The following is a 21,964-nucleotide window of genomic DNA, read 5'->3' as shown; positions in this document are numbered from 1 at the left end:
CTACACGCGCTTTACCCTGATAGAACCGGAGCGCCGATGAGCAGCCGACTGATCTATGTGATGGACCCGATGTGCTCATGGTGCTGGGGCTTCGCGCCGGTCGTGCAGGCGCTGATCGAACAGGCCCACGCGCGTGGGGTGGGTTCGGATCTAGTGGCTGGTGGACTGCGTCAGGAACGTACCGCGATGGATCAGGCCGCTCGTGACCGCACTGCCTCCTACTGGCACGCAGTACATGAGGCGAGCGGCCAGCCTTTCAACTTCGAGGCGGGCTTGCCCGACGGGCTGGTCTACGATACCGAGCCGGCTTGCCGTGCGCTGGTTGCGGCACGTGATCTCGACAGCCAAGCCGCGTGGCGACTCGCTGGGCTGATCCAGCGGGCCTTCTACGTTGAGGGGCGCAACGTCACGCTGCCGCCGGAACTTGTCGAGCTGGCCGAGACCGCTGGAATTCCGCGTATCGAGTTCGCCGACCGCTTCGATTCCCAAGCCGCACGTGATGCCACCGTTGCGGACTTCGAGTGGTCGCGCAATCTTGGTATCGCGGGGTTTCCTACCTTGCTGGCTGAACACGATGGCCAGCTGGCATTGGTGACGAACGGATTCCAACCGCTCGAAGCGCTATCACCGCTGCTGGCGCGCTGGCTGGATCACAATATCAATGCCTGATCAGCTCAGCTGGGCCGAAATCCGCCGCCTCGCCCTTCACCATCGCAAAGCCCTGGTGCTGGCCAATCTGGTCGCGGTGCTAGCCACGCTGTGCAGCGTGCCGATTCCCTTGTTGTTGCCGTTGCTGGTCGACGAGGTGCTGTTGAAGCAGGGCGACGCCGCGGTGGAGGTCATGAACAACTTTCTTCCGGTGGAGTGGCAGACCGCCGTCGGCTATATCGGCCTGATGCTTTGCATAACGCTGTTGCTGCGCGCATCGGCTCTGATTTTCAACGTTCTGCAGGCGCGTCTGTTTGCCCGATTATCGAAGGATCTGGTCTATCGCATCCGTGTACGGCTGATCGAGCGGCTCAAGCGTATTGCGCTGAGCGAATACGAAAGCCTGGGTGGAGGGACCGTTGCGGCACATCTGGTCACCGATCTCGAGACTATCGATAAATTCATCGGCGAGACCCTCAGCCGGCTGTTGGTCGCCGTGTTGTCCATTGCCGGTACGGCGGCGATCCTGCTGTGGATGCATTGGCAGCTGGCGCTGTTGATCCTGTTGTTCAATCCTCTGGTGATCTACGCCACGGTGCAGCTGGGCAAGCGCGTCAAACACCTGAAGAAGCTGGAGAACGACAGCACGTCGTTATTTACCCAGGCGCTCACCGAAACGCTAGATGCGATCCAGGAAGTGCGCGCCGGTAACCGCCAGGGTTTCTTTCTCGGACGCCTCGGCCTGCGGGCGCGGGAAGTGCGTGATTTCGCGGTGGCCTCGCAGTGGAAGACAGACGCCTCCAACCGCGCCAGTGGCCTGTTGTTCCAGTTCGGTATCGACATCTTCCGTGCCGCGGCCATGATCACGGTGCTGTTTTCGGACCTGTCTATCGGACAGATGCTCGCGGTGTTCAGCTACCTGTGGTTCATGATCGGCCCGGTGGAGCAGCTGCTCAATCTGCAGTACGCCTTCTACGCGGCGGGCGGTGCGCTAAGCCGCATCAACCAGCTGCTGGCGCGTGCCGACGAGCCGCAATATCCCGGTGGTCAGGATCCGTTCGTTGGCCGCGATACCGTCGACATTCAAGTCCAGGGGCTGCGTTTCTCCTATCAGGATGAGCCGGTCCTGGAAGGGCTGGATTTGACCATCGCGGCGGGTGAGAAGGTGGCCATCGTCGGTGCCAGCGGCGGCGGCAAGAGCACCCTGGTGCAGTTGCTGCTGGGGCTCTATCAGCCGCAGGCCGGACATATTCGTTATGCCGGGGTCGAGGTGCAGGATATCGGGCTGCCAACGGTTCGCGACAACGTCGCCGTAGTACTGCAGCATCCGGCCCTGTTCAACGACACGGTGCGCGCCAATCTGCTGATGGGGCGCGAGCGGGACGATCAGGCATGCTGGCGTGCGCTGGAAATAGCTCAGCTGGCCGATACGATCCGGCAGCTGCCAGCCGGACTGGACAGCATCGTTGGTCGTTCCGGTGTTCGCCTCTCAGGGGGACAACGACAACGACTGGCGGTGGCGCGCATGGTGCTGGCTGAGCCCAAAGTGGTCATCCTTGATGAAGCTACGTCGGCTCTGGATGCCGCCACCGAGTATGCCTTGCATCAGGGACTCAACCGTTTCCTGCAAGGGCGCACGACGCTGATCATCGCTCACCGTTTGTCGGCGGTGAAACAGGCCGATCGGGTGCTCGTTTTTGATGGAGGGCGCATTGCGGAGCAGGGCGATCACCAGCAGCTGATTGCTGACGGCGGGCTCTACGCCAAGCTTTACGGGCATCTTCAGCAACATTGAGCTAGGCATCGGTCACAACCCTGAGCGCGCAGATCCAATCGGCTCAGAGCGTGCTGGCAAATTGACGTCAATTCCTGATTAAATTGCGCCGCTTTCGCATTCAACTTTAGTCGCGACCTGCCGACTCCATAAGCGCGCTTACTTTTTAGGGATTCTCTGATGCAGTCCGTCGATTTTTTCGCCAACCTTTCTGTCGGCAAGAAGCTGCTGCTTGGCTTCGCCATGGTCCTGCTGCTGACTTTGGGTGTCGCCGGGACCGGCTTTTACGCCGTGGACTCGATCCTGAATCGCTCATATCAGATGAATCAGCTGTTACGGATCAACGCTGCGATTCTGGAGGCCCGTGGCCTGGAGCGCGACTTTGCACTGACTCGCAGTGACGAATCCGCCGCGGCCTTGCGCAGCACCCTGGCCAAGCTCAATCAAGAGCTGGACGAGCTTGCGCAAAGCTCGTCTGAAGAAGACCAGCAGAAGCTGCAGCAGATTCGCAGCGATGCGGCCGTCTATGCCGATAACTTCACTCAGTACGGTGAGCTGATCAGCAAAGGTGTGGCGCTTCGCGAGCGTATGGCCGATGCCGCACAAAAAAGTCGTGAAGAGTTTGAATACATCGAACTGGATATGTACGACGCCGTGCGCGTATTGCGTCTGGAAGGTGACCACTTGAAGGGCAGCGACCCGCTGACCATCGCCGAAGCGGCGTCCGGGCTGACCAAGCGCATCCTCGATCTACGCACTTTCGAAAGCATGTTCATCGCCCATAGCGCGCAAGCCGCGGTGGACAGCTGGAACGAGTCCTATGCGGACGTGACCACCATCGGCAGCAGTCTGAAAACCTGGCTCAACGACGAGCAGAAAGCCACCATGGATGGTGCGCTCACTGCTCTAGCGGCCTATCAGCAGGCGTTTGGTGAGTTCCGCAACAACCGCGCCGAGCGCATCGCGCTCGAGCAAGCGATGGTGGGCCAGGCTCAGCGCATCCTGGATACGGCCGATCAGGCATTGGCGGGTGCGACCGAGGCCATGCAGGAGCAGCGCCGCAGTGCCTACACGTGGCTCGGAATCATCAGCGTTCTGGCCGTGGTAATTGGGCTGGTGGCCGCGACGGCGATCTCCCGCATGATCGTCGTACCGCTGCGCTACACCGTACAGCTGGCGCAGCGCGTGGCCGAAGGCGACCTGACCCAGTCGCAGAAGGTGACCCGTCGCGACGAACTCGGCCAGCTGCAGAAAGCGATGTCCGACATGACTGAGAGCCTGCGCACCTTGATCGGCCGCATCGGTGGTGGCGTCGGTCAGATTGCAACCGCTGCGGAGCAGTTGTCCGCGGTGACGGCGCAGACCAGTGCTGGCGTTCAGAAGCAGCGGGTCGAGACTGAACAGGTCGCTACCGCCATGCACGAGATGGCAGCGACCGTTCAGGAAGTCGCACAAAACGCGGAGCAGGCATCGCATGCAGCCCGCGACGCCGACCAGCAGGCGCGCCAGGGCGACCGCGTCGTTCAGGAGGCTATCGGTCAGATCGGCAGCTTGTCTGGCGAGGTCGAGCATTCCGCTCATGCCATCGAAGAGCTGAATACCGAAAGCGGTCGTATCGGCACCGTGTTGGAAGTGATTCGTGCGGTGGCTGAACAGACCAACCTGCTCGCACTCAACGCGGCGATCGAAGCCGCCCGCGCCGGTGAACAGGGCCGCGGTTTCGCCGTGGTGGCTGATGAGGTCCGCGCCCTGGCTCGCCGCACGCACGACTCCACCGAGGAAATCGAAGGCCTGATCGCCAACCTGCAGCGCGTAGCGCAAAAGGCCGTTGAGCAAATGCAGACCAGCCGTAACCTGACCCAACGCACCGTCGATCTGGCCAGCGAAGCAGGCATCGCGCTGGGCCGCATCACCGAGTCGGTTTCGACCATCGAGCAGATGAACCAGCAGATCGCGGCGGCAGCTGAGCAGCAGAGCGCCGTCGCTGAGAACATCTCCGAGAGCGTGACCCGTGTTCGCGACATTGGCGAGCAAAGCGCCAGCGGCAGCGAGCAGACCGCTGCGTCCAGTGCCGAGCTGGCGCGCCTGGGCGTCGAACTGCAAGGGCTAGTGGCGCGCTTCCGCACCTGAGTTTTTCTCTGCAGCAGCGAAGCCCCGGCTCTTGCCGGGGCTTTGTCGTTTATGGCGCTGAACTCCGGTGAGACTCCACCTATCTAGAAAGGTGACGCGGCTGCGGCTGCATGCTCGGGAGAAGAAGATTGAACGCCTTGTCGCTCGCCGGTTTCTGCTGCCTCGAAATCGAGGCTGCCCAACGATGAAAACCAACGTATTCGCCGCGGGCGAGTCTCGGCTGAAGCAAGCGATCACTGGCCCAGCGCTGTTTCTGTTCATCCTCGGTGACGTGCTGGGGGCCGGCGTGTATGCGCTGGTCGGCAAGATTGCTGGTGAAGCAGGCGGGGCAGTTTGGGTGCCGCTGGTGGTCGCGCTGGGTTTCGCCATGCTCACCGCGGCGTCTTATGCAGAGCTGGTCACTAAATATCCAAAGGCTGGCGGCGCGGCCGTGTTCGCCGAGCGGGCATTTGGCAAGCCATTGGTGTCCTTTCTGGTGGGCTTTTGCATGTTGGCTGCGGGTGTGACAAGCGCGGCGGGATTGTCCCTGGCGTTCGCTGGCGATTACCTCGGTGCCTTTCTCGACACCCCGGCGGTGCCGACTGCGCTGGTGTTTCTGGCGATCGTTGCGCTGCTGAACGCTCGTGGCATCAAGGAGTCGCTGGGAGCCAACCCGGTAATGACAGTGATCGAAGTGTCCGGCCTGTTGTTCGTGGTGGTGCTGGCCGCACGCTTCCTTATGAGCGGGCAGGGCGAGCCGTCGCGGGTATTGGAGTTCGCGCCTGGCGTGTCGCCTGCGATCGCCGTACTTGGCGCGGCGCTGATCGCTTTCTATTCATTTGTCGGTTTCGAGGTGTCAGCCAACGTGGCCGAAGAGGTCAAAGATGTGCGCCGCAACTATCCGCGCGCGCTGTTCGGTGCTTTGTTGGTGGCGGGGCTGGTCTACGTGGGCGTTGGTATGGCAGCCACGGCGATACTTCCGCCAGCGGCCTTGGCGGAATCATCCGCGCCCTTGCTCGACGTGGTGCGCGCCACCGGTTATGCCGTGCCGCACTGGCTATTCGCGGCGGTAGCGCTGGTGGCGGTCGCCAATGGCGCGCTGCTCACCATGATCATGTCCAGCCGGTTGGCCTACGGCATGGCCGACGAGGGGCTGCTGCCCTCTGTTCTGACCCGAGTACTGCCTGAACGGCGCACGCCTTGGCTGGCAATCGTGCTGACCACATTGTTAGCGATGATTCTTACCGTAACCGGTACGCTGACAGCCCTGGCGGAGACAGTAGTACTGTTGCTGTTGTTCGTTTTCATGAGCACCAATGTCGCGGTGCTGGTGTTGCGCAAGGACAAGATCGACGCGCCGCATTTTCGCACGCCGACCCTTCTGCCTGTCCTGGCGATCATCTCCTGTCTGGTGTTGCTGTCCCAGCAAGGCGCCGGCACCTGGTTGCGTGCCGGGTTGTTGATGGCGCTGGGTGCCTTGCTCTATGGAATCGGGCATTGGCGCAAAGGGCGCGCGGCGGTTAGCGTCGATTGAGCTCAGCGGCCCATTCAGCCAAGCGCAGCCCCGGCTGTTGATGCCAGATGCGCTGCCAGATCTGCTTGAGTCGGCTCATATCGCCGCGTTCGGCTGGGAGCCGGTCGACAAAAGGGATCAGCCTCCAGTCAGCGCTGTTTCGCTCGGCCAGGGCGAAGCGGAAGGGATGGAAGCCGGTCATGCCGAGGCGCACGTCGGTTACCAACAGCTGGCCCGCAACTTCGTCGTAGCGCAACACGCCGCCCGTGAACCATTGCAAACGAGCATGCTGCGGCGACTCGCTCAGTACCGCGGCGAGCCGTTTGCCACGTGGAATGGCTACCAGTTCGGGTGGTCGGTCATCGAACCAGCTCACCAGCGCTTCATGGTAGCGATCGTCGTCGATGACGATGACCCGCCATAGCAGGCTGTTGAACGGCGTCGGTGTGCTGAACATCTGACTCGCCTGAATGCCTTGCTCCGCCATCACCGTTTCGACGCGCTGTTCGGCCATTTGCTTGCCTGCCAAGGTGAAGCCGAGATACGCCGTCGACAACGCCAGCGCGACACCCGCCAAACGGGGGCTGCGACCCTTCAACCCTGCAATGGCACCGACCAACACCACCAGCAGCAACGGGATGCTGTAGAGAGGGTCAATGATAAATACGCTGGACCAGGCCACCGGCGGCGTGTCCAGCGGCCAGAATAGCTGGGTGCCATAACTGGTGAAGGCGTCCAGCAACACATGCGTCACCAGCACCAGCCAGACCGTGAGGAACAGGCGCATGCCGCTGTAAGCTGGATCAGGTCGTATTCGTCGCGCCAGCCAGGCCAGCACAACGGCCAGCGTGCTGAGCACGAAGAGTGAGTGACTGAAGCCTCGGTGGTAGGTCATGTCAGCGATTGCATCGCCATAATCGATGACCACGTCAAGGTCGGGCAGCGTGCCGAGCACTGCACCATAGAGCAGGGCCTTGCGGCCTTGCCAACGGCCCAACAGTGATGCCTGAACCGTGGCGCCGAGAAGGGCTTGGGTTATCGAGTCCATGCAGGGTTCCATCTGTTTCGAGTGCGCTACGGTAGCCGAACCGGCTGACCCGTAGCGGCTCCAAATCATATAAAAACATGTCCGCAACGCTCCGGTTGTGGACAATGACCTTTCCATCCCGATTGTTGAAGGACCGATGCTCGACATATCCAGCAATGTGCAGCTAGCCGACAGCGAGATCGAACTGACCGCCATCCGCGCCCAGGGTGCCGGCGGGCAGAACGTCAACAAGGTGTCCAGTGCGTTGCACTTGCGCTTCGATATCAACGCGTCGTCATTGCCACCGTTCTACAAGGAGCGCTTGCTGGCGCTGCGCGACAGTCGCATCACCAGTGACGGTGTAATCGTGATCAAGGCGCAGCAGTATCGGACCCAGGAGCAGAATCGCGCCGATGCCTTGGAACGTCTGGCCGAGATCATCCGTAGCGTGACGAAAGTGGAAAAAGCGCGTCGCCCAACGCGTCCCACGCTGGGCTCGAAAAAACGGCGCCTGGAAGGCAAGACCAAGCGCGGTGCGATCAAGGCTGGGCGTGGAAAAGTGGATTTCTGAGACCTGCCAGCGGCATTGCACCGCTGGCAGACACGACTCGCCTGGTTCGGGCTTGCTCTGCAAACCTGTAATCGCGAGTCGCTAAGAGCTCAACGACGTAGCGAACGCCAGGATCAGCCCAGCATCGCTCGCCTAAGAATGCGTGCCGGTCCGCGGTTCGACGGCCTCTTCTTCGTCGACGGGCTGCTGGCCATCGTCGAGGATGTCCGCCTCGGCGATTTCGCCCTCCGGCGTATCGGGCATCAATTCGAGCACGGTATGGCTGGTGCGCAACATCGGTGTGAAATGGCCGTGCGGCTCGGTTACCAGATCGAATACGCGGCGCGAGCGGAAGTAGGAATAGAGGGCCAGAAACGCCAGGGTGACCGCGAAGAACACCGGCAGCGCCTTGGGTCCGAAAAAGCTCATCAGGCCGCCTGCTATCACCGGGCCAAAGGCAGCGCCGAAACCGTTTGCCAGCAACAGGCCGCTGGAGCCCGACAGGATCTCGTCCGGGTGCAGCTGGTCAACCATCTGAGCCACGGCGATCGAGTAGATGGAAAACGCCAGCCCCCCCCAGACGAACATCATCCCCAGCAGCAGGGGGCCGGAGGTCAGGGGGGTAATCAGACCGCCAATCACCGCAGCGATTGCCACAACCCAGAGCAAGACCAGTCGACGATCATGCTTATCGGAAAACAGCCCGATGGGCCATTGCAGAACGGCACCCCCGAGAATGGTGATACTCATCAGCAGACCTACGCCCGAGGCGTCGAAACCGCTCTGCGAGGCGTAGACCGGCGCCAGCCCCCAGAAACCTCCAAGCGTCAGGCCGGAGATCCCGGCGGCCATCAGCGGCAGCGGGGCGATTCGAGCCAACTGCAAGAGGTCGGTCGCCGGCATGTCGGGCTGCGCGGGTTGTGCCTGGCGTGTCAGGGTAATCGGCATCAGCGCGGCGCAGATCAAGATTGCAGCCAGCGCAAAAAGCGTGAAGTTCATGGGGCTGTCCAGGCTCAGCAATTGCTGAGCGGCGGCCAGCGAGCCAAGGTTGACGGCCATGTACAGCGCAAACACCTGACCGCGTTTTTCTCCGCTGACCTGCGCGTTGAGCCAACTTTCGATAACCATGTACAGCGTGACCAGGGCGACGCCATACATCACGCGCAGCACCAACCACACCCATGGATTCACGATCAGCACGTGAAGCAGCACGGCGATCGAGGCGAGGGCGGCATAGAAAGCGAAGGTTCGGATGTGGCCGATACGCCGGATAAGCGAAGGCGCCAGCCAAGTGCCGACGAGAAACCCGGCGAAGTAGCCGGACATCAGCAGGCCGATCAACCCAGTGGAGTAGCCTTCTTCGATGCCGCGCAGCGTCAGCAGCGTGTTCAGCAATCCATGGCCGAGCAGGAGGAATGCAACTCCACCCAGCAGCGAGCTGATGGGGGCTAGTAACGACGTCATAACAAAACAACCTTGAGCAAATTTATCCGTGAAGGCAGGCTGCCATGTCGCGAGCGGCGTGCCGTTATATCCATAAGTGACTGAATCACTTGAGTATCTGATTGTCGACGCATTGGCCTATGCAGCTTGGGCAGCATCTTTGGCCGAGGATTCAAAACGAAGCGGAATTTCCTTGAAGCGCTTGTGTCGGCTGCTCGTCCAGCCTGAAACCGGTACCCCCCCGGCCGTGCTGAGTGACGCTCTGGTCAGCCAAACACAAACCTTGAGCTACAAGCTTGGCCCAAAGTTTCCGTTTTGTCCCGGCATCATCCCCGCGACCAATGCCCGCGCATTACCGAGCAGGGCGTTTGGACGATGCACAGCAATTCGGCAGGCTGCTCACAAGCGTCACGCCGTCCAGCGTTGGCCGGGTTGATCCATTTCGTGAACCGGAATGCTGCGCTCGCGAACTGCCCAGGGTTAGCCCTGCGTCACCAACGCTGCTGCATGGTACGGCTCTGCCGGAGTACAGCCGATTCGGGATGCTGCGAACGCCAGCTTCGATCATCCGGCACACGACTTCGAAACTTGAAAGCTAGTTGCGCAGCGATAACTGGCGACGTCCGGCAAGACCGAAACCACCACAGCACCGCGGAGTGGCGCCGTGGCCAATGTGAAGGACGTCTGGCGTGAATTTGGTACAGATCCGAACCTGGCTGCCGTGGCCGCTAACCGGCTTTAACCAGCTCGGGTCGAGCCTTCTGAACGGCAGCTGGGAAGGGTGGTGCCAAGGGGGCGCTAACCCTTCCCGGCAGTAGTAGGCCCCGTCTTACGGGACGCCGAACGACTGCTAGCGGTTCAGTGCCGTGGGCTCTCTTCCGGCATGCTCATGAGTTGTCTTTCCATATTCCAGTCGAACGGTTCGTCGTTCTGCTCCGCTTCATAGCGACGCTCTTCCAGCCGCTGGAAGATTTCGATCTCTTCGTCCGGCATGAAGTGAAGGCAGTCGCCGCCGAAGTACCAGAGCAGATCACGCGGAACCAGATGTGCAATCTGCGGGTAGCGGTGAAAGACCTGGCAGATCATGTCTTGGCCCATGTGCCGTTCTTCCGGCACGTTCTGAAGGTTCATGATCAGCTCGTCGAACCGCTCGAGAAACAACGCATGGCTTTCTTCCGAAACCTGTTCGGTTTCACCCATGGCAAGCAGGATGCCACGCAGATGGGCCAGAAGCGCCAGGTTGTGATCGTGATAAGGGTTGGCCATGGTTCACCTGAGTCGATTGGGCGCGCGATTATAGAGGTGCGCGGGTTAATTGGGGGCGTGTCTAGTTGACTCGAGTCATGGGACTGGGTTCGGTACGCAGGTCGGATTGCTGCGGCGGGGTCACGTGTCTTGAAGAAGGCGGGGCGCTCTCACGTGGAGCAGGCATTAGCTGAGGGTGCTGCCTGCAGGGCGACAGACATTGGTTGGAAAGGTGGCTTGCCAAGCGCCGCGTGTTGCGCGCGACGCTTGGCAGGGACCATCGGGTTGGTAGTAAACGAGTCGCCAGCAGTTGCTAGCGAACCTTGCCTTCGGTTAGCTCCAACGGCTCCTTGTCGAAATCATCCACGCTGATGACCTTGCGGCGTGCCGCCTCTGCAGCGGTGAGCTGCTGCGCTTCGGCGGCATCCAGTACGCCAGCCGCGAGGGCGGCGCTGATCGGATCCTCGCCGGCAGTGGGCTTGAAATCGCCCGCCTTGAGCGCTTTGTGCAGCTTCTTCTGCAGTGGCTGCGCGGCCGCCAGGGTATCGAACGCGTCTCGCAGCGCACCCAAAGCTTCGTCGCTGCCATGTGGGCGGTAGACGCCCTCCAGGATCTGCTCCAAGGCGGGATCGCCTTCCGGACGCCCGAGAATGCCAGCGACTTCGGTATCCAGCTCATCTGACGGCCCTTTGTGGCGAGCGCCAAAGGGAAACACCAACACCTTCAATAGGCCGCCAAGCAGGCGGTTGGGGAAGTTGGCCAGCGTGTCGGCGAGGGCCTGCTCGGCTTTGCACAGGCAGTCTTCCATCGCCCAGCGCAGTAGCGGCGCTTGCTCGGCCGGATGACCAAGATCGTGGTAGCGCTTGAGCGCTGCCGACGCCAGATACAGGTGGCTTAGCACATCACCCAGGCGCGCCGAGAGCCGTTCACGGCGCTTGAGCTCGCCGCCTAGCAACATCATGGAAAGGTCGGCGAGCATGGCGAATGCCGCTGCAATCCGATCCAGGGATCGGAAATACGGTCGGGTCAGTTCGTTGCCTGGCGCCTTCCCGAACAGTCCGAAGGTCAGGCCAAGTACCAGTGTGCTAGCTGTGTTGCTGACGGCGAAACCGATGTGCTGCATCAGCAGCGTATCGAACTTCTTGATGGCAGCATCGCGGTCAGGCTCATGAACCAGTTCCATTTCGCGAAGCACGAATGGATGGCAGCGGATCGCGCCTTGGCCGAAGATCATCAGGTTGCGCGAGAGAATGTTCGCCCCTTCGACCGTGATCGAAATGGGCGCCGACAACCACATGCGGCCGAGGTAGTTGTTCGGTCCCATGATGATGCCCTTGCCGCCGTGGATATCCATGGCGTCGGTGATGCACCCGCGGCCGCGCTCGGTGAGGTGATATTTGAGGATGGCCGAAAGCACCGACGGCTTTTCTCCCAGGTCGACCGCGTTGGCGGTCAGAATCCGCGCGCTGTCCATCAACCAGGCGTTGCCGCCGATTCGCGCAAGCGGTTCCTGGATACCTTCGAATGCTGACAGCGGTACGTTGAATTGCTCGCGGATCTGCGCGTATCGCCCGCTGACGTAGCTGCAGGTTTTGGCCGCACTGGCACCGGTAGCAGGTAGTGAAATCGAACGCCCGACCGAGAGGCAGTTCATCAGCATCATCCAGCCTTTGCCGATCATGTCGCGCCCGCCAATGATCGCTTCCAGGGGCACGAACACATCTTTACCCCAGTTCGGGCCGTTCATGAACGCGGCGCCAAGGGGCAGGTGACGGCGACCGATTTCGACGCCAGCGGTATCGGTCGGAATCAGCGCCAGGCTGATGCCCAGTTCTTCCTCGTCCCCTAGCAGGTGCTCCGGGTCGTAAGTCTTGAAGGCGACACCAAGTAGCGTGGCGACCGGACCGAGGGTGATGTAGCGCTTCTCCCAGTTCAGACGCAGCCCGAGCACTTCTTCGCCTTCCCATTGGCCGCGACAGATCACGCCACTGTCGTTCATCGCGCCGGCGTCGGAGCCAGCGTAGGGCCCGGTCAGGGCGAAGCAGGGTATGTCCGTGCCATTGGCCAGACGTGGCAGGTAATGGTTGCGCTGCTCGTCGGTGCCGTAGTGCATCAACAGCTCGGCCGGGCCGAGAGAGTTGGGCACCATCACGGTGGTCGCCAGGTCGCCGCTGCGGGTGGCCAGCTTCATGACGATCTGTGAGTGGGCGTAGGCTGAAAAGCCTTTGCCGCCGTATTCCTTGGGAATGATGAGCGCAAAGAAGCCTTCTGCCTTGATGTAATCCCACGCTTCCTGAGGGAGGTCCATGCGCTGGCCGATCTCCCAGTCGCTGACCATGGCGCATAGGGTTTCCGTCGGACCATCGACGAAGGCTTGTTCTTCCTCGGTAAGCACGGCCTTTGGATAGCCGAGCAGCACGTCCCAATCCGGTTTGCCGCTGAACAACTGTCCGTCCCACCAGACCGTGCCAGCGTCAATGGCATCACGCTCGGTGTCGGAGATAGGCGGTAGGACCTTCTTGAACCAGTCGAACATGGGGCCGCTGAAATACTTGATGCGCAGATCGGCCACCAGTAAAGGCACCGCGAAGGCAATCAGCACCAGCCAGAGGATGACCATCAGCCAGGCCGGCGTCTCCTCGGCCGCGCCCATAAGAATCAGATAAGCCGCAACGATAGCCAGCGCGGGGACGGGGGAGACCCGTAAGTGAGCAATCACGGCGATGCCGATGAGTAACACGAGCAGCCAGAGCAGGGTCATGTGGTTTTCCTTGTTAGTCGAATGGCGTCCTTCTTGAGCATAGGCTTTTGAGGAGTGCAGGGTGAAGGGACAGGACGACGCGTTTGGTTTCAGATAATGACCGGACTGCAACAGGGGAGTTCGAATGTGACCGCTCCGTGCGACCCTGTTTATTCGCCAGTGCGCATTGGCTACCAGCCGCCGTTTTGGTTTCGGCGTTGCAATTACCCCGGTGTGCCCTTATCTATTCTGAATCTCTCTGCGTTGTGTGCACTCTTATATGACTACTGCTCTGTCCATTCGGCAGTTGACCAAGGTTTACGGAAACGGCTTCGAGGCCCTCAAGGGCATTGACCTGGACGTGGCTGAAGGCGATTTTTTTGCCTTGCTGGGCCCCAACGGCGCCGGCAAGTCCACCACTATCGGCATCCTGTCCACGCTGGTGAACAAGACCGGCGGCACAGTCAACGTGTTCGGTCACGACCTTGACCGCGACCCGTCCGGGCTCAAGCGTTGCCTGGGTGTGGTGCCACAGGAATTCAACTTCAACCAGTTCGAGAAGGCATTCGACATTCTCGTCACCCAGGCCGGTTACTACGGCATTCCGGCAAAAGTCGCCAAGGAACGCGCCGAGCAGTACCTCAACCAGCTGGGGCTGTGGGACAAGCGCGATGTGTCCTCGCGCATGCTGTCTGGCGGCATGAAACGGCGTTTGATGATCGCCCGCGCGCTGATTCACCGGCCGCGGCTGCTGATTCTCGACGAGCCGACCGCGGGCGTCGATATTGAGCTGCGCCGCTCGATGTGGTCGTTCCTCACCGAACTGAACCGTGAAGGCATCACCATCATCCTCACCACGCATTATCTGGAAGAGGCTGAACAACTGTGCCGCAATATCGGGATCATCGATCGCGGCAATATCGTCAGGAACACCAGCATGCGCGAGCTGCTCAAGCAGCTGCATGTCGAAACCTTTCTGCTCGATCTCAAGGAGTCACAGCTGGTGCCGCCCGAGTTGGGCAACTACCCGGCACGCCTGGTCGATCACCACACCCTTGAGGTGCAGGTGGACAAGAGCCAGGGCGTGACCGATCTGTTCCGTATGCTTTCAGCGCAAGGGATCGAAGTGTTGAGCCTTCGCAACAAGACCAATCGGCTTGAAGAACTGTTCGTCTCCATGGTGGAAAACAACCTGCCGCAGGGGGCCAAATGAACGCAGAATTTCGGCCCAATCTGGTTGCCCTGCAGACCATCGTCCATCGCGAAATCCGCCGCTACACGCGGATCTGGCCGCAGACGTTGCTGCCCCCGGCCATCACCATGGTGTTGTACTTCGTCATCTTTGGAAATCTCATCGGCGCGCGGATCGGCGAGATGGATGGCTTCACGTACATGGAGTACATCGTCCCAGGACTGATCATGATGTCGGTGATCACCAACTCCTACAGCAACGTGGTTTCCAGCTTCTTCAGCAGCAAGTTCCAGCGATCCATTGAAGAGTTGCTGGTGTCGCCGGTATCGCCTCACGTAATTCTCATCGGATTCGCTCTGGGCGGCATTACACGCGGCCTGGCCGTGGCGTTCATCGTGACGCTGCTGTCGATGTTCTTCACCGATCTGCAGGTCCATCATCTTGGCGTCACGCTGCTGGTGATCACCCTTACATCGACGATCTTCGCCTTGGGCGGTTTCATCAACGCGGTTTTCGCGCGCAACTTTGACGACATCTCGATCATTCCGACTTTCGTGCTGACCCCGCTGACCTATCTGGGTGGCGTGTTCTACTCGATCAATCTGCTCTCGCCGTTCTGGCAGACGCTGTCGCTCGCCAACCCCATCCTGCACATGGTCAACGCGTTCCGTTACGGCATCCTGGGCGTCTCGGATATCCGTATCGGCATCGCCATCAGTTTCATGGCTGTGGCGGCAGCATGCATGTACCTGTGGTGCATTCACTTGCTCAAGAGTGGCCGAGGCATGCGCCAGTAGTTTTACGTTAACGGCCGACCGTTTCGGGAGCGAACGGCGGCCGGGTCATGATAAACCGGGCGGGAACCGATACACTTGCGGCCGTTTTTCGCACAGGTTTCCGCCATGCAGCACCCCGCCGAACTATCCCCGCTGGGCAAATCCAGCGCCTATGTTGCGACCTACAGTCCTGAGCAACTCTTTCCCATCCCCCGCGCACCGAAGTGGGCCGAGCTGGGGCTGACAGCCGAAACCTTGCCCTATGGTGGCGTCGATATCTGGAACTGCTACGAGCTGTCCTGGCTGTTGCCGTCTGGCAAACCGGTGGTGGCCATTGGTGAGTTCAGCATTCCTGCCGACTCGCCCAACATCATCGAATCCAAGTCCTTCAAGCTCTATCTGAACTCTCTGAACCAGTCGGTTTTTGAGAGCCGGCAGGCGCTCGTGGACGTTATGGCGCGGGATTTGTCAGCCGCTGCGGGTAAACCCGTCGGCGTTCGCCTGCGGACGCTGGACGAAGTGGCTGAAGAGGGGATTGCAGCGCTAGACGGGCTCTGTATCGATGATCTGGATGTCACCATCGAAGACTATGATTCACCGCGCCCCGAGCTACTACGCAGCGACTCAGGGCGTCAGGTCGAAGAGCGCGTCTACAGCCACCTGCTGAAATCCAACTGCCCCGTCACCGGGCAACCGGACTGGGGCACAGTGGTGATCGAATATCGGGGCGCCGCGCTGGACCACGGCAGCCTGCTCGCCTATCTAGTGAGCTTTCGCCAACACGCGGACTTTCATGAACAGTGCGTTGAGCGGATCTTCCTCGACTTGCAGCGCGTGCTGACACCTGATCGACTGAGCGTTCACGCACGCTATGTGCGTCGCGGCGGGCTGGATATCAATCCGTACCGCAGCACTCACGACGTATTGCCAGACAATGGCCGGCAGGTTCGGCAATAAACGCTGCGGTCGGAGAGCGTGGACCCTTCCACGCTCTGATAGCTCGAGCAAGTTTCGCTCAGATACCCATGTTCGCCAATGTTTGCATGATGTTGCGCAGCGTCATGGCGGTATTGGGATGGCTGACTTCGAAACGCTCGACCGCCAGGTTGACGCCATCGACCAGTGAGTCGTTCTGGTGATCGACTACGCCCTGGTTGGCTAGGCGCAGCTCGATGTCCTGAGCAATCAGCTGGAGCGACGCGCGCTCTTCTTCCGTAAGCGGTGCGTCCGAGGCTAGTTGACTACGCAGCTCCGCAAGCTGTGACTGCAGATCATGTTCCGGCATATTTCATCCCTCTGTGATTTTTTCGGGGCCAGCTTCCGCCAAGGCACTATGAGATCAGGTTAAACCAGCGGCCCAGCCTTGTCGTTGATTTGATTGGGTAGAGTGCGGTGAAGTTCGCCGCTACTGATCCGCATGTCCGCATGTCCGCATGTCCGCCTGCTGCCGGGAGCGGTGTGATTAGATTTATACTGCTGCGCTTTGATGGGCAGCCACCCGCATACGAATAAAGGAGAAGCCTGCGATGCGATTGATCAGCAAGGATTGGGTAGAGAACTTCACTGTTGCCTTCGTCGTTGTGCTGGGGATGTTCGGCGCTTCGTCAGTGCAGGCAGCCGAGGAGGATCCTTGGGAAAATGTCAACCGGGCGATCTTCACCTTCAACGACAAGGTCGATACCTATACGCTCAAGCCGCTTGCGCAGGGCTATCAGAAGATCACGCCAAACGTCCTCGAGGATGGCATTGGCAACATATTCAGCAATCTAGGCGACGTCGTGGTGCTGACCAATGACCTGCTGCAGGGCAAGGTCCGTGACGCAGGGATCGATACCAGCCGCATCCTTTTCAACAGCACCTTTGGCGTACTGGGCTTCTTTGACGTCGCGACCCGTATGGGCTTGCAGAAGAATGATGAGGACTTCGGACAGACGCTGGGCGCCTGGGGGCTGGGCAGTGGGCCGTATGTGGTGTTGCCACTGCTGGGGCCGAGCACCGTGCGCGATGCGGCAGGACGCGTGCCCGATTCGTTGCTGCAGCCATATCCGTACATGGACCATGTGCCGACACGCAATGTGACGCGAGCCGTCAACGTTGTCGACCTGCGTGCCGATTTGCTCTCGGCAGAAAAAATGATCACTGGCGACCGGTATATCTTCGTGCGCAACGCTTATCTGCAGAACCGCGAATTCCGCACGCAGGATGGTCAGGTCGAAGACGACTTCTAACCGTCGCTCGGACCGCATTGGCTCGGCCAGTGCGGTCCGTCCGCCTCGTCACGCCACGGCCATGCCAAGGCGTTCGCGTCAAACGATTCTCAGCTCATCGAAAGGATGGCCAGGCCTAGACTTTGCCGTCCATCCTCCTGCGTGCCGACCCGTACCACTTCTGTTTCAGCGTCCAGGCCCTTCAGTTCGCTGTGCTCCGAGGGGATATGCACATGGACTTTGTCACCCATCTGCAAGCGGGTCGCTGCGACCACCTGCATCCCCGTGCTGGAAAGGTCCAGGCAGGTTGCCTCGTAGCGCTGGTCACCCTGCGTCAGGGTGATTGCGGTCTCGACATTCATGCGAATGAAGTCGCGTTTTTCACTGTAGTCTCGATCTCGCTGAGTCATTGTTTCGTCCTCTGAGTTCTTGTTTCGTCGGTTCTTATAACGCCCGTCAATTCCGCCTGTAAAGGACAGACGCAGGGACCGCGCCTGGCTTGAAACACAGATCGTATGGGAGTACCGTCTGCGCCTTGAAAAGATCCCATGCCCAGCGCGCGCGCAGGGCCGATGCTTTCGCCAATCATCCTGGCGATACCGCCTGGTAGGAACATGCATAACCCAAGCGCGACGCTGCTGATCATAGATGACGACGATGTGGTACGAGCCAGCCTGGCTGCCTATCTGGATGACAGCGGTTTCAAGGTCCTGCAGGCGCCTAACGGACCGCGTGGAGTGGAGCTGTTCGACGCGGAACACCCTGATCTGGTGATTTGCGATCTGCGCATGCCGCAAATGGATGGTCTTGAGCTGATCCGGCTGATCAGTGAGCGCCAGGCTGACCTTCCGGTCATCGTGGTCTCAGGTGCAGGTGTGATGAGCGATGCCGTCGAGGCTCTGCGATTGGGCGCAGCTGATTATTTGATCAAGCCCCTCGAAGATCTGGCGATGCTCGAACACTCAGTCCGTCGAGCGCTCGATCGTTCGCGCTTGCGTCTGGAGAACAGGCGCTACCGCGAGCAGCTGGAAACGGCTAACCGCGATCTGCAGGCGAGCTTGCATCTGCTGCAGGAAGATCAAGATGCCGGCCGCCAGGTGCAGATGAACATGCTGCCGGTCACGCCCTGCAACCTCGACGAATTTCAGTTCGCCCATCAGATCATCCCCTCGCTCTACCTCTCAGGTGATTTCGTCGACTATTTTCGCGTCGACGAGCACCGCATTGGCTTCTATCTGGCGGATGTGTCTGGCCATGGTGCCTCCTCTGCATTCGTCACGGTCCTGTTGAAGTTCATGACCACGCGCCTGCTCTACGAATCCCGGCGGGGCAGAGCGCTGCGCGCGTTCAAGCCGTCCGAGGTGCTTGACCACATCAATCGTGGGCTGATCAATTGCAAACTCGGCAAGCACGTCACGATGCTGGGCGGCGTGATCGATCAAGAGCGCAACGTGCTGCATTACAGTATCGGTGGCCACCTTCCGATGCCGGTGATATACGCCGACGGCGTCGCCAAGTATCTCGAAGGGAAAGGTCTACCGGTCGGTTTGTTCGTCGAAGCGACCTATGATAATTACGAGATAGAGTTGCCTGAATCTTTCAGCCTGACGTTACTTTCCGATGGCATTTTGGACCTTTTGCCGGGCGATACCCTCAAAGATAAAGAGGCTGGGCTGCCCGGTTTGATTCGCGAAGCAGGCGGCACGCTGGGCGGGCTACAGCGGGTTTTGGGCCTAGCCGATCTAGAGGATATGCCCGATGACATCGCGTTGTTGGTACTGAGCAGGAACCTTGCATGAGCACTGGTAAAATCCAGTTTGCTGAGCAGAACGGTACATTCGTTCTTAAGTTCGTCGGTGAGATTCGCCTGACACTTTGCTCGGCGCTGGACGCAACGATCGAGAAGATCTTTTCGTCACGCAATTTCTCATCGATCGTTATCGACCTCACCGAAAGCCGTAGCATCGACAGCACGACGCTAGGCCTGCTCGCCAAACTTTCCATACTTTCGCGGCAGAAGATCGGAATGCTGCCAACATTGGTCACCACCCACGCAGACATTACGCGTCTTCTGCAGTCGATGGGCTTCGATCAGGTCTTCAACATTGTCGACCAACCGCTGCCGTCGCCTGAGCAATTGGCCGACCTGCCAAGCCAGGATCAGTCTGAGGAAGTCGTGAAAGACAAGGTACTTGAGGCGCACCGGATTCTGATGAGCCTCAACGAATCCAACCGCGAGGCCTTTCGCGACCTCGTGACGGCGTTGGAGCGGTCCTGAACTACAGCTTCGTTGGTAGGAGCGCTTCGAGCTTTTCCTGATCCCTCGCGAACTGCCGAATCCCCTCGGCCAGCTTCTCAGTCGCCATTGGATCTTCGTTCAATCCCCAGCGGAAGCTGCGTTCGTCCAGCGTAATGCGTGGCTCCGATCGACGGCCCGGTGACAGCTTGCGCTCCAGAGTGCCTTCCTCCTGCGCCAACTGGCTCAGCAGCTCGGGACTGATGGTCAGTCGATCACAGCCGGCAAGCGCTTCGATCTGCCCCGCATTGCGAAAGCTGGCGCCCATCACGACGGTCTCGTAACCGTGTGCCTTGTAGTAGTCGTAAATCCGGCTGACCGACTGTACGCCTGGATCTTCGTCACCGACGTAATCACGACCTTCGGATTTTTTGTACCAGTCATAGATACGACCGACGAAGGGTGAAATTAGAAATACACCGGCCTCGGCACAGGCGACTGCCTGCGTGAAAGAGAACAGCAGCGTCAGGTTGGTCTGGATTCCCGACTTTTCTAGCTGCTCTGCGGCACGAATGCCCTCCCAGGTCGAGGCCAGTTTGATCAATACGCGGTCGCGGGATACACCGGCCTCCTCGTACAGGCCGATCAGGCGTTCGCCGCGCTGAACCATGGCCTGTGAATCGAAGGAAAGCCTTGCATCGACTTCCGTGGAGATCCGACCCGGGATCAACTTGAGCACTTCTTGACCAACCGCGACGGCGAACAGATCGCAGCCCAGGCCAATGTCGCCCTTGCAGTTGGACATAGCCGCCTGCAAGTGATCGGCGTAGCGGGGCAGGGCGGCGGCTTTGAGCAGAAGCGATGGGTTGGTGGTCGCATCAACCGGTTGGAGGCGGGCGATGGCTTCGAGGTCGCCGGTGTCGGCAACCACGGTGGTGAATTGCTTGAGTTGTTCCAGCTTGGACGTCATATGGGCGCTCTATCCTTTGGTTGACGTAACTTGAATCCGTGGCCATCGCGCCATTTGGATCGGATGGTCCGGGTGGGGCAGCTGTTGGATCAAAAATGCGGTCGCGTGTTCCCGGCGACTGAATCAGTGTCCTTCGAGCAGCGCGGTCGCTTGATCGAGCAGCGCCAGTGGCTCCTTGGTTTTGTGGATGTCGACCGATAGCAACTGGCGAAAACGTCTAGCTCCGGGGAAACCCTGGCCCAGGCCTAGAACATGACGGGTAACGTGATGCATCGAGCCGCCGCTATCAAGATGATTCTGAATATAAGGGCGCATCCGTCGCAGTGCATCGGCGCGGGTGATAGTCGGCTCTTGGCTGCCAAACAGCCTGGCATCAACCTGCGCTAGCAGGTAAGGATTGTGATAAGCCTCGCGTCCGAGCATTACCCCATCGAACTGCTCAAGGTGGGCTTCACATTGGTCCAGCGTCTTGATGCCGCCGTTGAGGATGATTTCCAGATCCGGGAAGTCGCGCTTCAATTGTTGCGCAACGTCATAGCGAAGGGGCGGCACCTCCCGATTCTCCTTCGGTGAGAGTCCTTCCAGAATCGCAATACGGGCATGAACGGTAAAACTGCGGCAGCCTGCCTCTCGGACCTGTCCAACGAAATCACAAAGTTCGGCATAGCTGTCGCGTCCGTTGATACCGATGCGGTGCTTGACTGTTACATCGATATCGACCGCATCTCGCATCGCTTTCACGCAATCGGCGACCAGTCCCGGATAGCCCATCAGGCACGCGCCGATCAGGTTGTTCTGCACGCGGTCGCTGGGGCATCCGACGTTGAGATTCACCTCGTCATAACCAGCCGCTTCGGCCATCTTTGCGCAGATAGCGAGATCACCGGGCACGCTGCCGCCAAGCTGTAGCGCCAACGGATGCTCCGCTTCATCATGACGGAGGAAGCGATCGGCATCGCCGTTGATCAATGCGCCGGTGGTGACCATCTCGGTATAAAGCAGGGCGTGCCTAGAAAGCTGGCGCAGAAAATACCGACAGTGCCTGTCAGTCCAATCCATCATTGGCGCAACGGAGAATCGGCGCGGTAGTTGAGAGGGTCTGGTAACGGGCTTGTAGCTAGCGTTCATGCGGCTTTCCGGCTGAGTCTTTCGGACGCGCTCTAGCTGTTTCAACACGTTTATGCCGGGTGGCTGTGGCGAAATAGCGACCATCAGAGCGCGTTGCAGGCCGACTGGAGTATCTGTTCGACCAGTCGCCTCGAAAAAAGGCTGGCAAGTTTATCAGGAGAGCGAGCGCTTCGTGCGCCAGGCTGCCATGCGGCGCTACCGAGTGAGCTCTGCAAGAGTCAGACGCCGCGGCATTGTCCCGTCTGTCTTTGCTGAGCAGCTGCTCTGCGATGCATTTGAAAGTTGACCACCGACCCTGCTTCGGTCACTGAATGGTGGCGGTGGAGCGTAGGAGGTGACTGAGGACGTCTGCGAAAAAGCCCCGTTGATTGACGGGAGTTTCACGCCTGACGCTACTACATGCGAG

At 59.9% G+C, this 21,964-nt stretch carries 19 protein-coding genes and 1 pseudogene; 12 read left to right on the top strand and 8 right to left on the bottom strand.

What is annotated here, in order from left to right; genetic code table 11:
- The first annotated feature begins 36 nt into the window (after positions 1-36).
- The 5 genes and pseudogenes from ACQKIK_RS00505 to ACQKIK_RS00485 all read left to right on the top strand — a co-directional run bounded on the left by ACQKIK_RS00505 (position 37) and on the right by ACQKIK_RS00485 (position 6,065).
- On the top strand, positions 37-669 hold the full coding sequence (locus ACQKIK_RS00505) for a DsbA family protein (RefSeq protein WP_499134316.1): 633 nt from the start codon (positions 37-39) through the stop codon (positions 667-669).
- Positions 662-2,443, top strand: coding sequence for an ABC transporter ATP-binding protein (locus ACQKIK_RS00500; protein ID WP_499134314.1), 1,782 nt, complete (start codon positions 662-664; stop codon positions 2,441-2,443). Before ACQKIK_RS00505 ends, ACQKIK_RS00500 begins: the two co-directional genes overlap by 8 nt.
- 159 nt (positions 2,444-2,602) lie before the next feature.
- Positions 2,603-3,694: pseudogene (locus tag ACQKIK_RS00495) on the top strand (methyl-accepting chemotaxis protein); the annotation flags it as partial.
- Positions 3,680-4,552, top strand: a complete 873-nt coding sequence (locus tag ACQKIK_RS00490) for a methyl-accepting chemotaxis protein (RefSeq protein WP_499135149.1) — start codon at positions 3,680-3,682, stop codon at positions 4,550-4,552. The pseudogene ACQKIK_RS00495 and the gene ACQKIK_RS00490, both read left to right, overlap by 15 nt.
- Before the next feature lie 184 nt (positions 4,553-4,736).
- Entirely contained in the window at positions 4,737-6,065 is a 1,329-nt protein-coding gene (locus ACQKIK_RS00485; protein ID WP_499134313.1) for an APC family permease, read from the top strand.
- Here the strand turns inward: ACQKIK_RS00485 and ACQKIK_RS00480 are convergent.
- Positions 6,052-7,092 carry a metal-dependent hydrolase gene (locus ACQKIK_RS00480; RefSeq protein ID WP_499134312.1) on the bottom strand — a complete coding sequence of 347 codons (1,041 nt, stop codon included), beginning with the start codon at positions 7,090-7,092 and terminating at the stop codon, positions 6,052-6,054. The genes ACQKIK_RS00485 and ACQKIK_RS00480 overlap by 14 nt on opposite strands.
- A gap of 136 nt (positions 7,093-7,228) precedes the next feature.
- On the opposite strand from ACQKIK_RS00480, the gene arfB reads away from it, so the two are divergent.
- Entirely contained in the window at positions 7,229-7,642 is a 414-nt protein-coding gene (gene arfB / locus ACQKIK_RS00475) for an alternative ribosome rescue aminoacyl-tRNA hydrolase ArfB (protein WP_045428199.1), read from the top strand.
- A 132-nt stretch (positions 7,643-7,774) separates the two neighbouring features.
- Here arfB and ACQKIK_RS00470 read toward each other — a convergent pair whose 3' ends face one another.
- The 3 genes from ACQKIK_RS00470 to ACQKIK_RS00460 all read right to left on the bottom strand — a co-directional run bounded on the left by ACQKIK_RS00470 (position 7,775) and on the right by ACQKIK_RS00460 (position 13,070).
- Entirely contained in the window at positions 7,775-9,085 is a 1,311-nt protein-coding gene (locus ACQKIK_RS00470) for an MFS transporter (protein ID WP_499134311.1), read from the bottom strand.
- Between the two features lie 837 nt (positions 9,086-9,922).
- Complete coding sequence (locus ACQKIK_RS00465; RefSeq protein ID WP_046163746.1) at positions 9,923-10,330, bottom strand: PA2817 family protein; 408 nt, start codon at positions 10,328-10,330, stop codon at positions 9,923-9,925.
- Between the two features lie 292 nt (positions 10,331-10,622).
- On the bottom strand, positions 10,623-13,070 hold the full coding sequence (locus tag ACQKIK_RS00460) for an acyl-CoA dehydrogenase (RefSeq protein WP_499134310.1): 2,448 nt from the start codon (positions 13,068-13,070) through the stop codon (positions 10,623-10,625).
- Between the two features lie 259 nt (positions 13,071-13,329).
- On the opposite strand from ACQKIK_RS00460, the gene ACQKIK_RS00455 reads away from it, so the two are divergent.
- The 3 genes from ACQKIK_RS00455 (at position 13,330) to queF (ending at position 15,974) form a co-directional block, all read left to right on the top strand.
- Positions 13,330-14,262 (top strand): ABC transporter ATP-binding protein, encoded by a 933-nt coding sequence (locus tag ACQKIK_RS00455; protein WP_045428189.1) that lies wholly within the window; start codon positions 13,330-13,332, stop codon positions 14,260-14,262.
- Complete coding sequence (locus ACQKIK_RS00450; protein ID WP_045428187.1) at positions 14,259-15,038, top strand: ABC transporter permease; 780 nt, start codon at positions 14,259-14,261, stop codon at positions 15,036-15,038. Before ACQKIK_RS00455 ends, ACQKIK_RS00450 begins: the two co-directional genes overlap by 4 nt.
- 105 nt (positions 15,039-15,143) lie before the next feature.
- Positions 15,144-15,974: an NADPH-dependent 7-cyano-7-deazaguanine reductase QueF gene (gene queF, locus ACQKIK_RS00445; protein WP_499134308.1), complete on the top strand. Its 831-nt coding sequence runs from the start codon at positions 15,144-15,146 to the stop codon at positions 15,972-15,974.
- 58 nt (positions 15,975-16,032) lie between these two features.
- Here the strand turns inward: queF and ACQKIK_RS00440 are convergent, their stop codons facing one another.
- Positions 16,033-16,302: a DUF4404 family protein gene (locus ACQKIK_RS00440; protein WP_045428181.1), complete on the bottom strand. Its 270-nt coding sequence runs from the start codon at positions 16,300-16,302 to the stop codon at positions 16,033-16,035.
- Between the two features lie 304 nt (positions 16,303-16,606).
- Between ACQKIK_RS00440 and ACQKIK_RS00435 the strand changes: the two genes are divergently transcribed.
- Positions 16,607-17,245, top strand: coding sequence for an MlaA family lipoprotein (locus tag ACQKIK_RS00435; RefSeq protein ID WP_499135147.1), 639 nt, complete (start codon positions 16,607-16,609; stop codon positions 17,243-17,245).
- Between the two features lie 89 nt (positions 17,246-17,334).
- Here ACQKIK_RS00435 and ACQKIK_RS00430 read toward each other — a convergent pair whose 3' ends face one another.
- Complete coding sequence (locus tag ACQKIK_RS00430) at positions 17,335-17,634, bottom strand: PilZ domain-containing protein (RefSeq protein ID WP_499134306.1); 300 nt, start codon at positions 17,632-17,634, stop codon at positions 17,335-17,337.
- A gap of 204 nt (positions 17,635-17,838) precedes the next feature.
- Between ACQKIK_RS00430 and rssB the strand changes: the two genes are divergently transcribed.
- Positions 17,839-19,023, top strand: coding sequence for a two-component system response regulator RssB (rssB, locus tag ACQKIK_RS00425; protein ID WP_127839012.1), 1,185 nt, complete (start codon positions 17,839-17,841; stop codon positions 19,021-19,023).
- The gene (rssC, locus tag ACQKIK_RS00420; protein WP_045428169.1) at positions 19,020-19,502 is read left to right on the top strand and encodes an anti-sigma factor antagonist RssC; all 483 of its coding nucleotides are present in this window, start codon (positions 19,020-19,022) and stop codon (positions 19,500-19,502) included. The genes rssB and rssC overlap by 4 nt, the downstream gene beginning before the upstream one ends.
- A 1-nt stretch (position 19,503) precedes the next feature.
- On the opposite strand, the gene tal is transcribed toward rssC, so the two are convergent.
- Complete coding sequence (gene tal / locus ACQKIK_RS00415) at positions 19,504-20,430, bottom strand: transaldolase (RefSeq protein WP_499134303.1); 927 nt, start codon at positions 20,428-20,430, stop codon at positions 19,504-19,506.
- Positions 20,431-20,553: 123 nt separating this feature from the next.
- Positions 20,554-21,558 (bottom strand): tRNA dihydrouridine(20/20a) synthase DusA, encoded by a 1,005-nt coding sequence (dusA, locus tag ACQKIK_RS00410; RefSeq protein WP_499134302.1) that lies wholly within the window; start codon positions 21,556-21,558, stop codon positions 20,554-20,556.
- Positions 21,559-21,964 lie beyond the last annotated feature (406 nt).

Origin of the sequence: Pseudomonas sp. NPDC047961 (assembly GCF_050272435.1) — a bacterium.
GTDB lineage: Bacteria > Pseudomonadota > Gammaproteobacteria > Pseudomonadales > Pseudomonadaceae > Stutzerimonas.
The sequence above is the reverse complement of the archived record's forward strand: the minus strand, read 5'-3'. Positions and strand labels throughout refer to the sequence as shown.

Excerpts from the sequence above, each read along its gene's own strand:
- ACQKIK_RS00505 (WP_499134316.1), top strand. The coding sequence starts at position 37 with ATGAGCAGCCGACTGATCTATGTGATGGACCCGATGTGCTCATGGTGC.
- ACQKIK_RS00500 (WP_499134314.1), top strand. The coding sequence starts at position 662 with ATGCCTGATCAGCTCAGCTGGGCCGAAATCCGCCGCCTCGCCCTTCAC.
- ACQKIK_RS00490 (WP_499135149.1), top strand. The coding sequence starts at position 3,680 with ATGTCCGACATGACTGAGAGCCTGCGCACCTTGATCGGCCGCATCGGT.
- ACQKIK_RS00485 (WP_499134313.1), top strand. The coding sequence starts at position 4,737 with ATGAAAACCAACGTATTCGCCGCGGGCGAGTCTCGGCTGAAGCAAGCG.
- ACQKIK_RS00480 (WP_499134312.1), bottom strand. The coding sequence starts at position 7,092 with ATGGACTCGATAACCCAAGCCCTTCTCGGCGCCACGGTTCAGGCATCA.
- arfB (WP_045428199.1), top strand. The coding sequence starts at position 7,229 with ATGCTCGACATATCCAGCAATGTGCAGCTAGCCGACAGCGAGATCGAA.
- ACQKIK_RS00470 (WP_499134311.1), bottom strand. The coding sequence starts at position 9,085 with ATGACGTCGTTACTAGCCCCCATCAGCTCGCTGCTGGGTGGAGTTGCA.
- ACQKIK_RS00465 (WP_046163746.1), bottom strand. The coding sequence starts at position 10,330 with ATGGCCAACCCTTATCACGATCACAACCTGGCGCTTCTGGCCCATCTG.
- ACQKIK_RS00460 (WP_499134310.1), bottom strand. The coding sequence starts at position 13,070 with ATGACCCTGCTCTGGCTGCTCGTGTTACTCATCGGCATCGCCGTGATT.
- ACQKIK_RS00455 (WP_045428189.1), top strand. The coding sequence starts at position 13,330 with ATGACTACTGCTCTGTCCATTCGGCAGTTGACCAAGGTTTACGGAAAC.
- ACQKIK_RS00450 (WP_045428187.1), top strand. The coding sequence starts at position 14,259 with ATGAACGCAGAATTTCGGCCCAATCTGGTTGCCCTGCAGACCATCGTC.
- queF (WP_499134308.1), top strand. The coding sequence starts at position 15,144 with ATGCAGCACCCCGCCGAACTATCCCCGCTGGGCAAATCCAGCGCCTAT.
- ACQKIK_RS00440 (WP_045428181.1), bottom strand. The coding sequence starts at position 16,302 with ATGCCGGAACATGATCTGCAGTCACAGCTTGCGGAGCTGCGTAGTCAA.
- ACQKIK_RS00435 (WP_499135147.1), top strand. The coding sequence starts at position 16,607 with ATGTTCGGCGCTTCGTCAGTGCAGGCAGCCGAGGAGGATCCTTGGGAA.
- ACQKIK_RS00430 (WP_499134306.1), bottom strand. The coding sequence starts at position 17,634 with ATGACTCAGCGAGATCGAGACTACAGTGAAAAACGCGACTTCATTCGC.
- rssB (WP_127839012.1), top strand. The coding sequence starts at position 17,839 with ATGCATAACCCAAGCGCGACGCTGCTGATCATAGATGACGACGATGTG.
- rssC (WP_045428169.1), top strand. The coding sequence starts at position 19,020 with ATGAGCACTGGTAAAATCCAGTTTGCTGAGCAGAACGGTACATTCGTT.
- tal (WP_499134303.1), bottom strand. The coding sequence starts at position 20,430 with ATGACGTCCAAGCTGGAACAACTCAAGCAATTCACCACCGTGGTTGCC.
- dusA (WP_499134302.1), bottom strand. The coding sequence starts at position 21,558 with ATGAACGCTAGCTACAAGCCCGTTACCAGACCCTCTCAACTACCGCGC.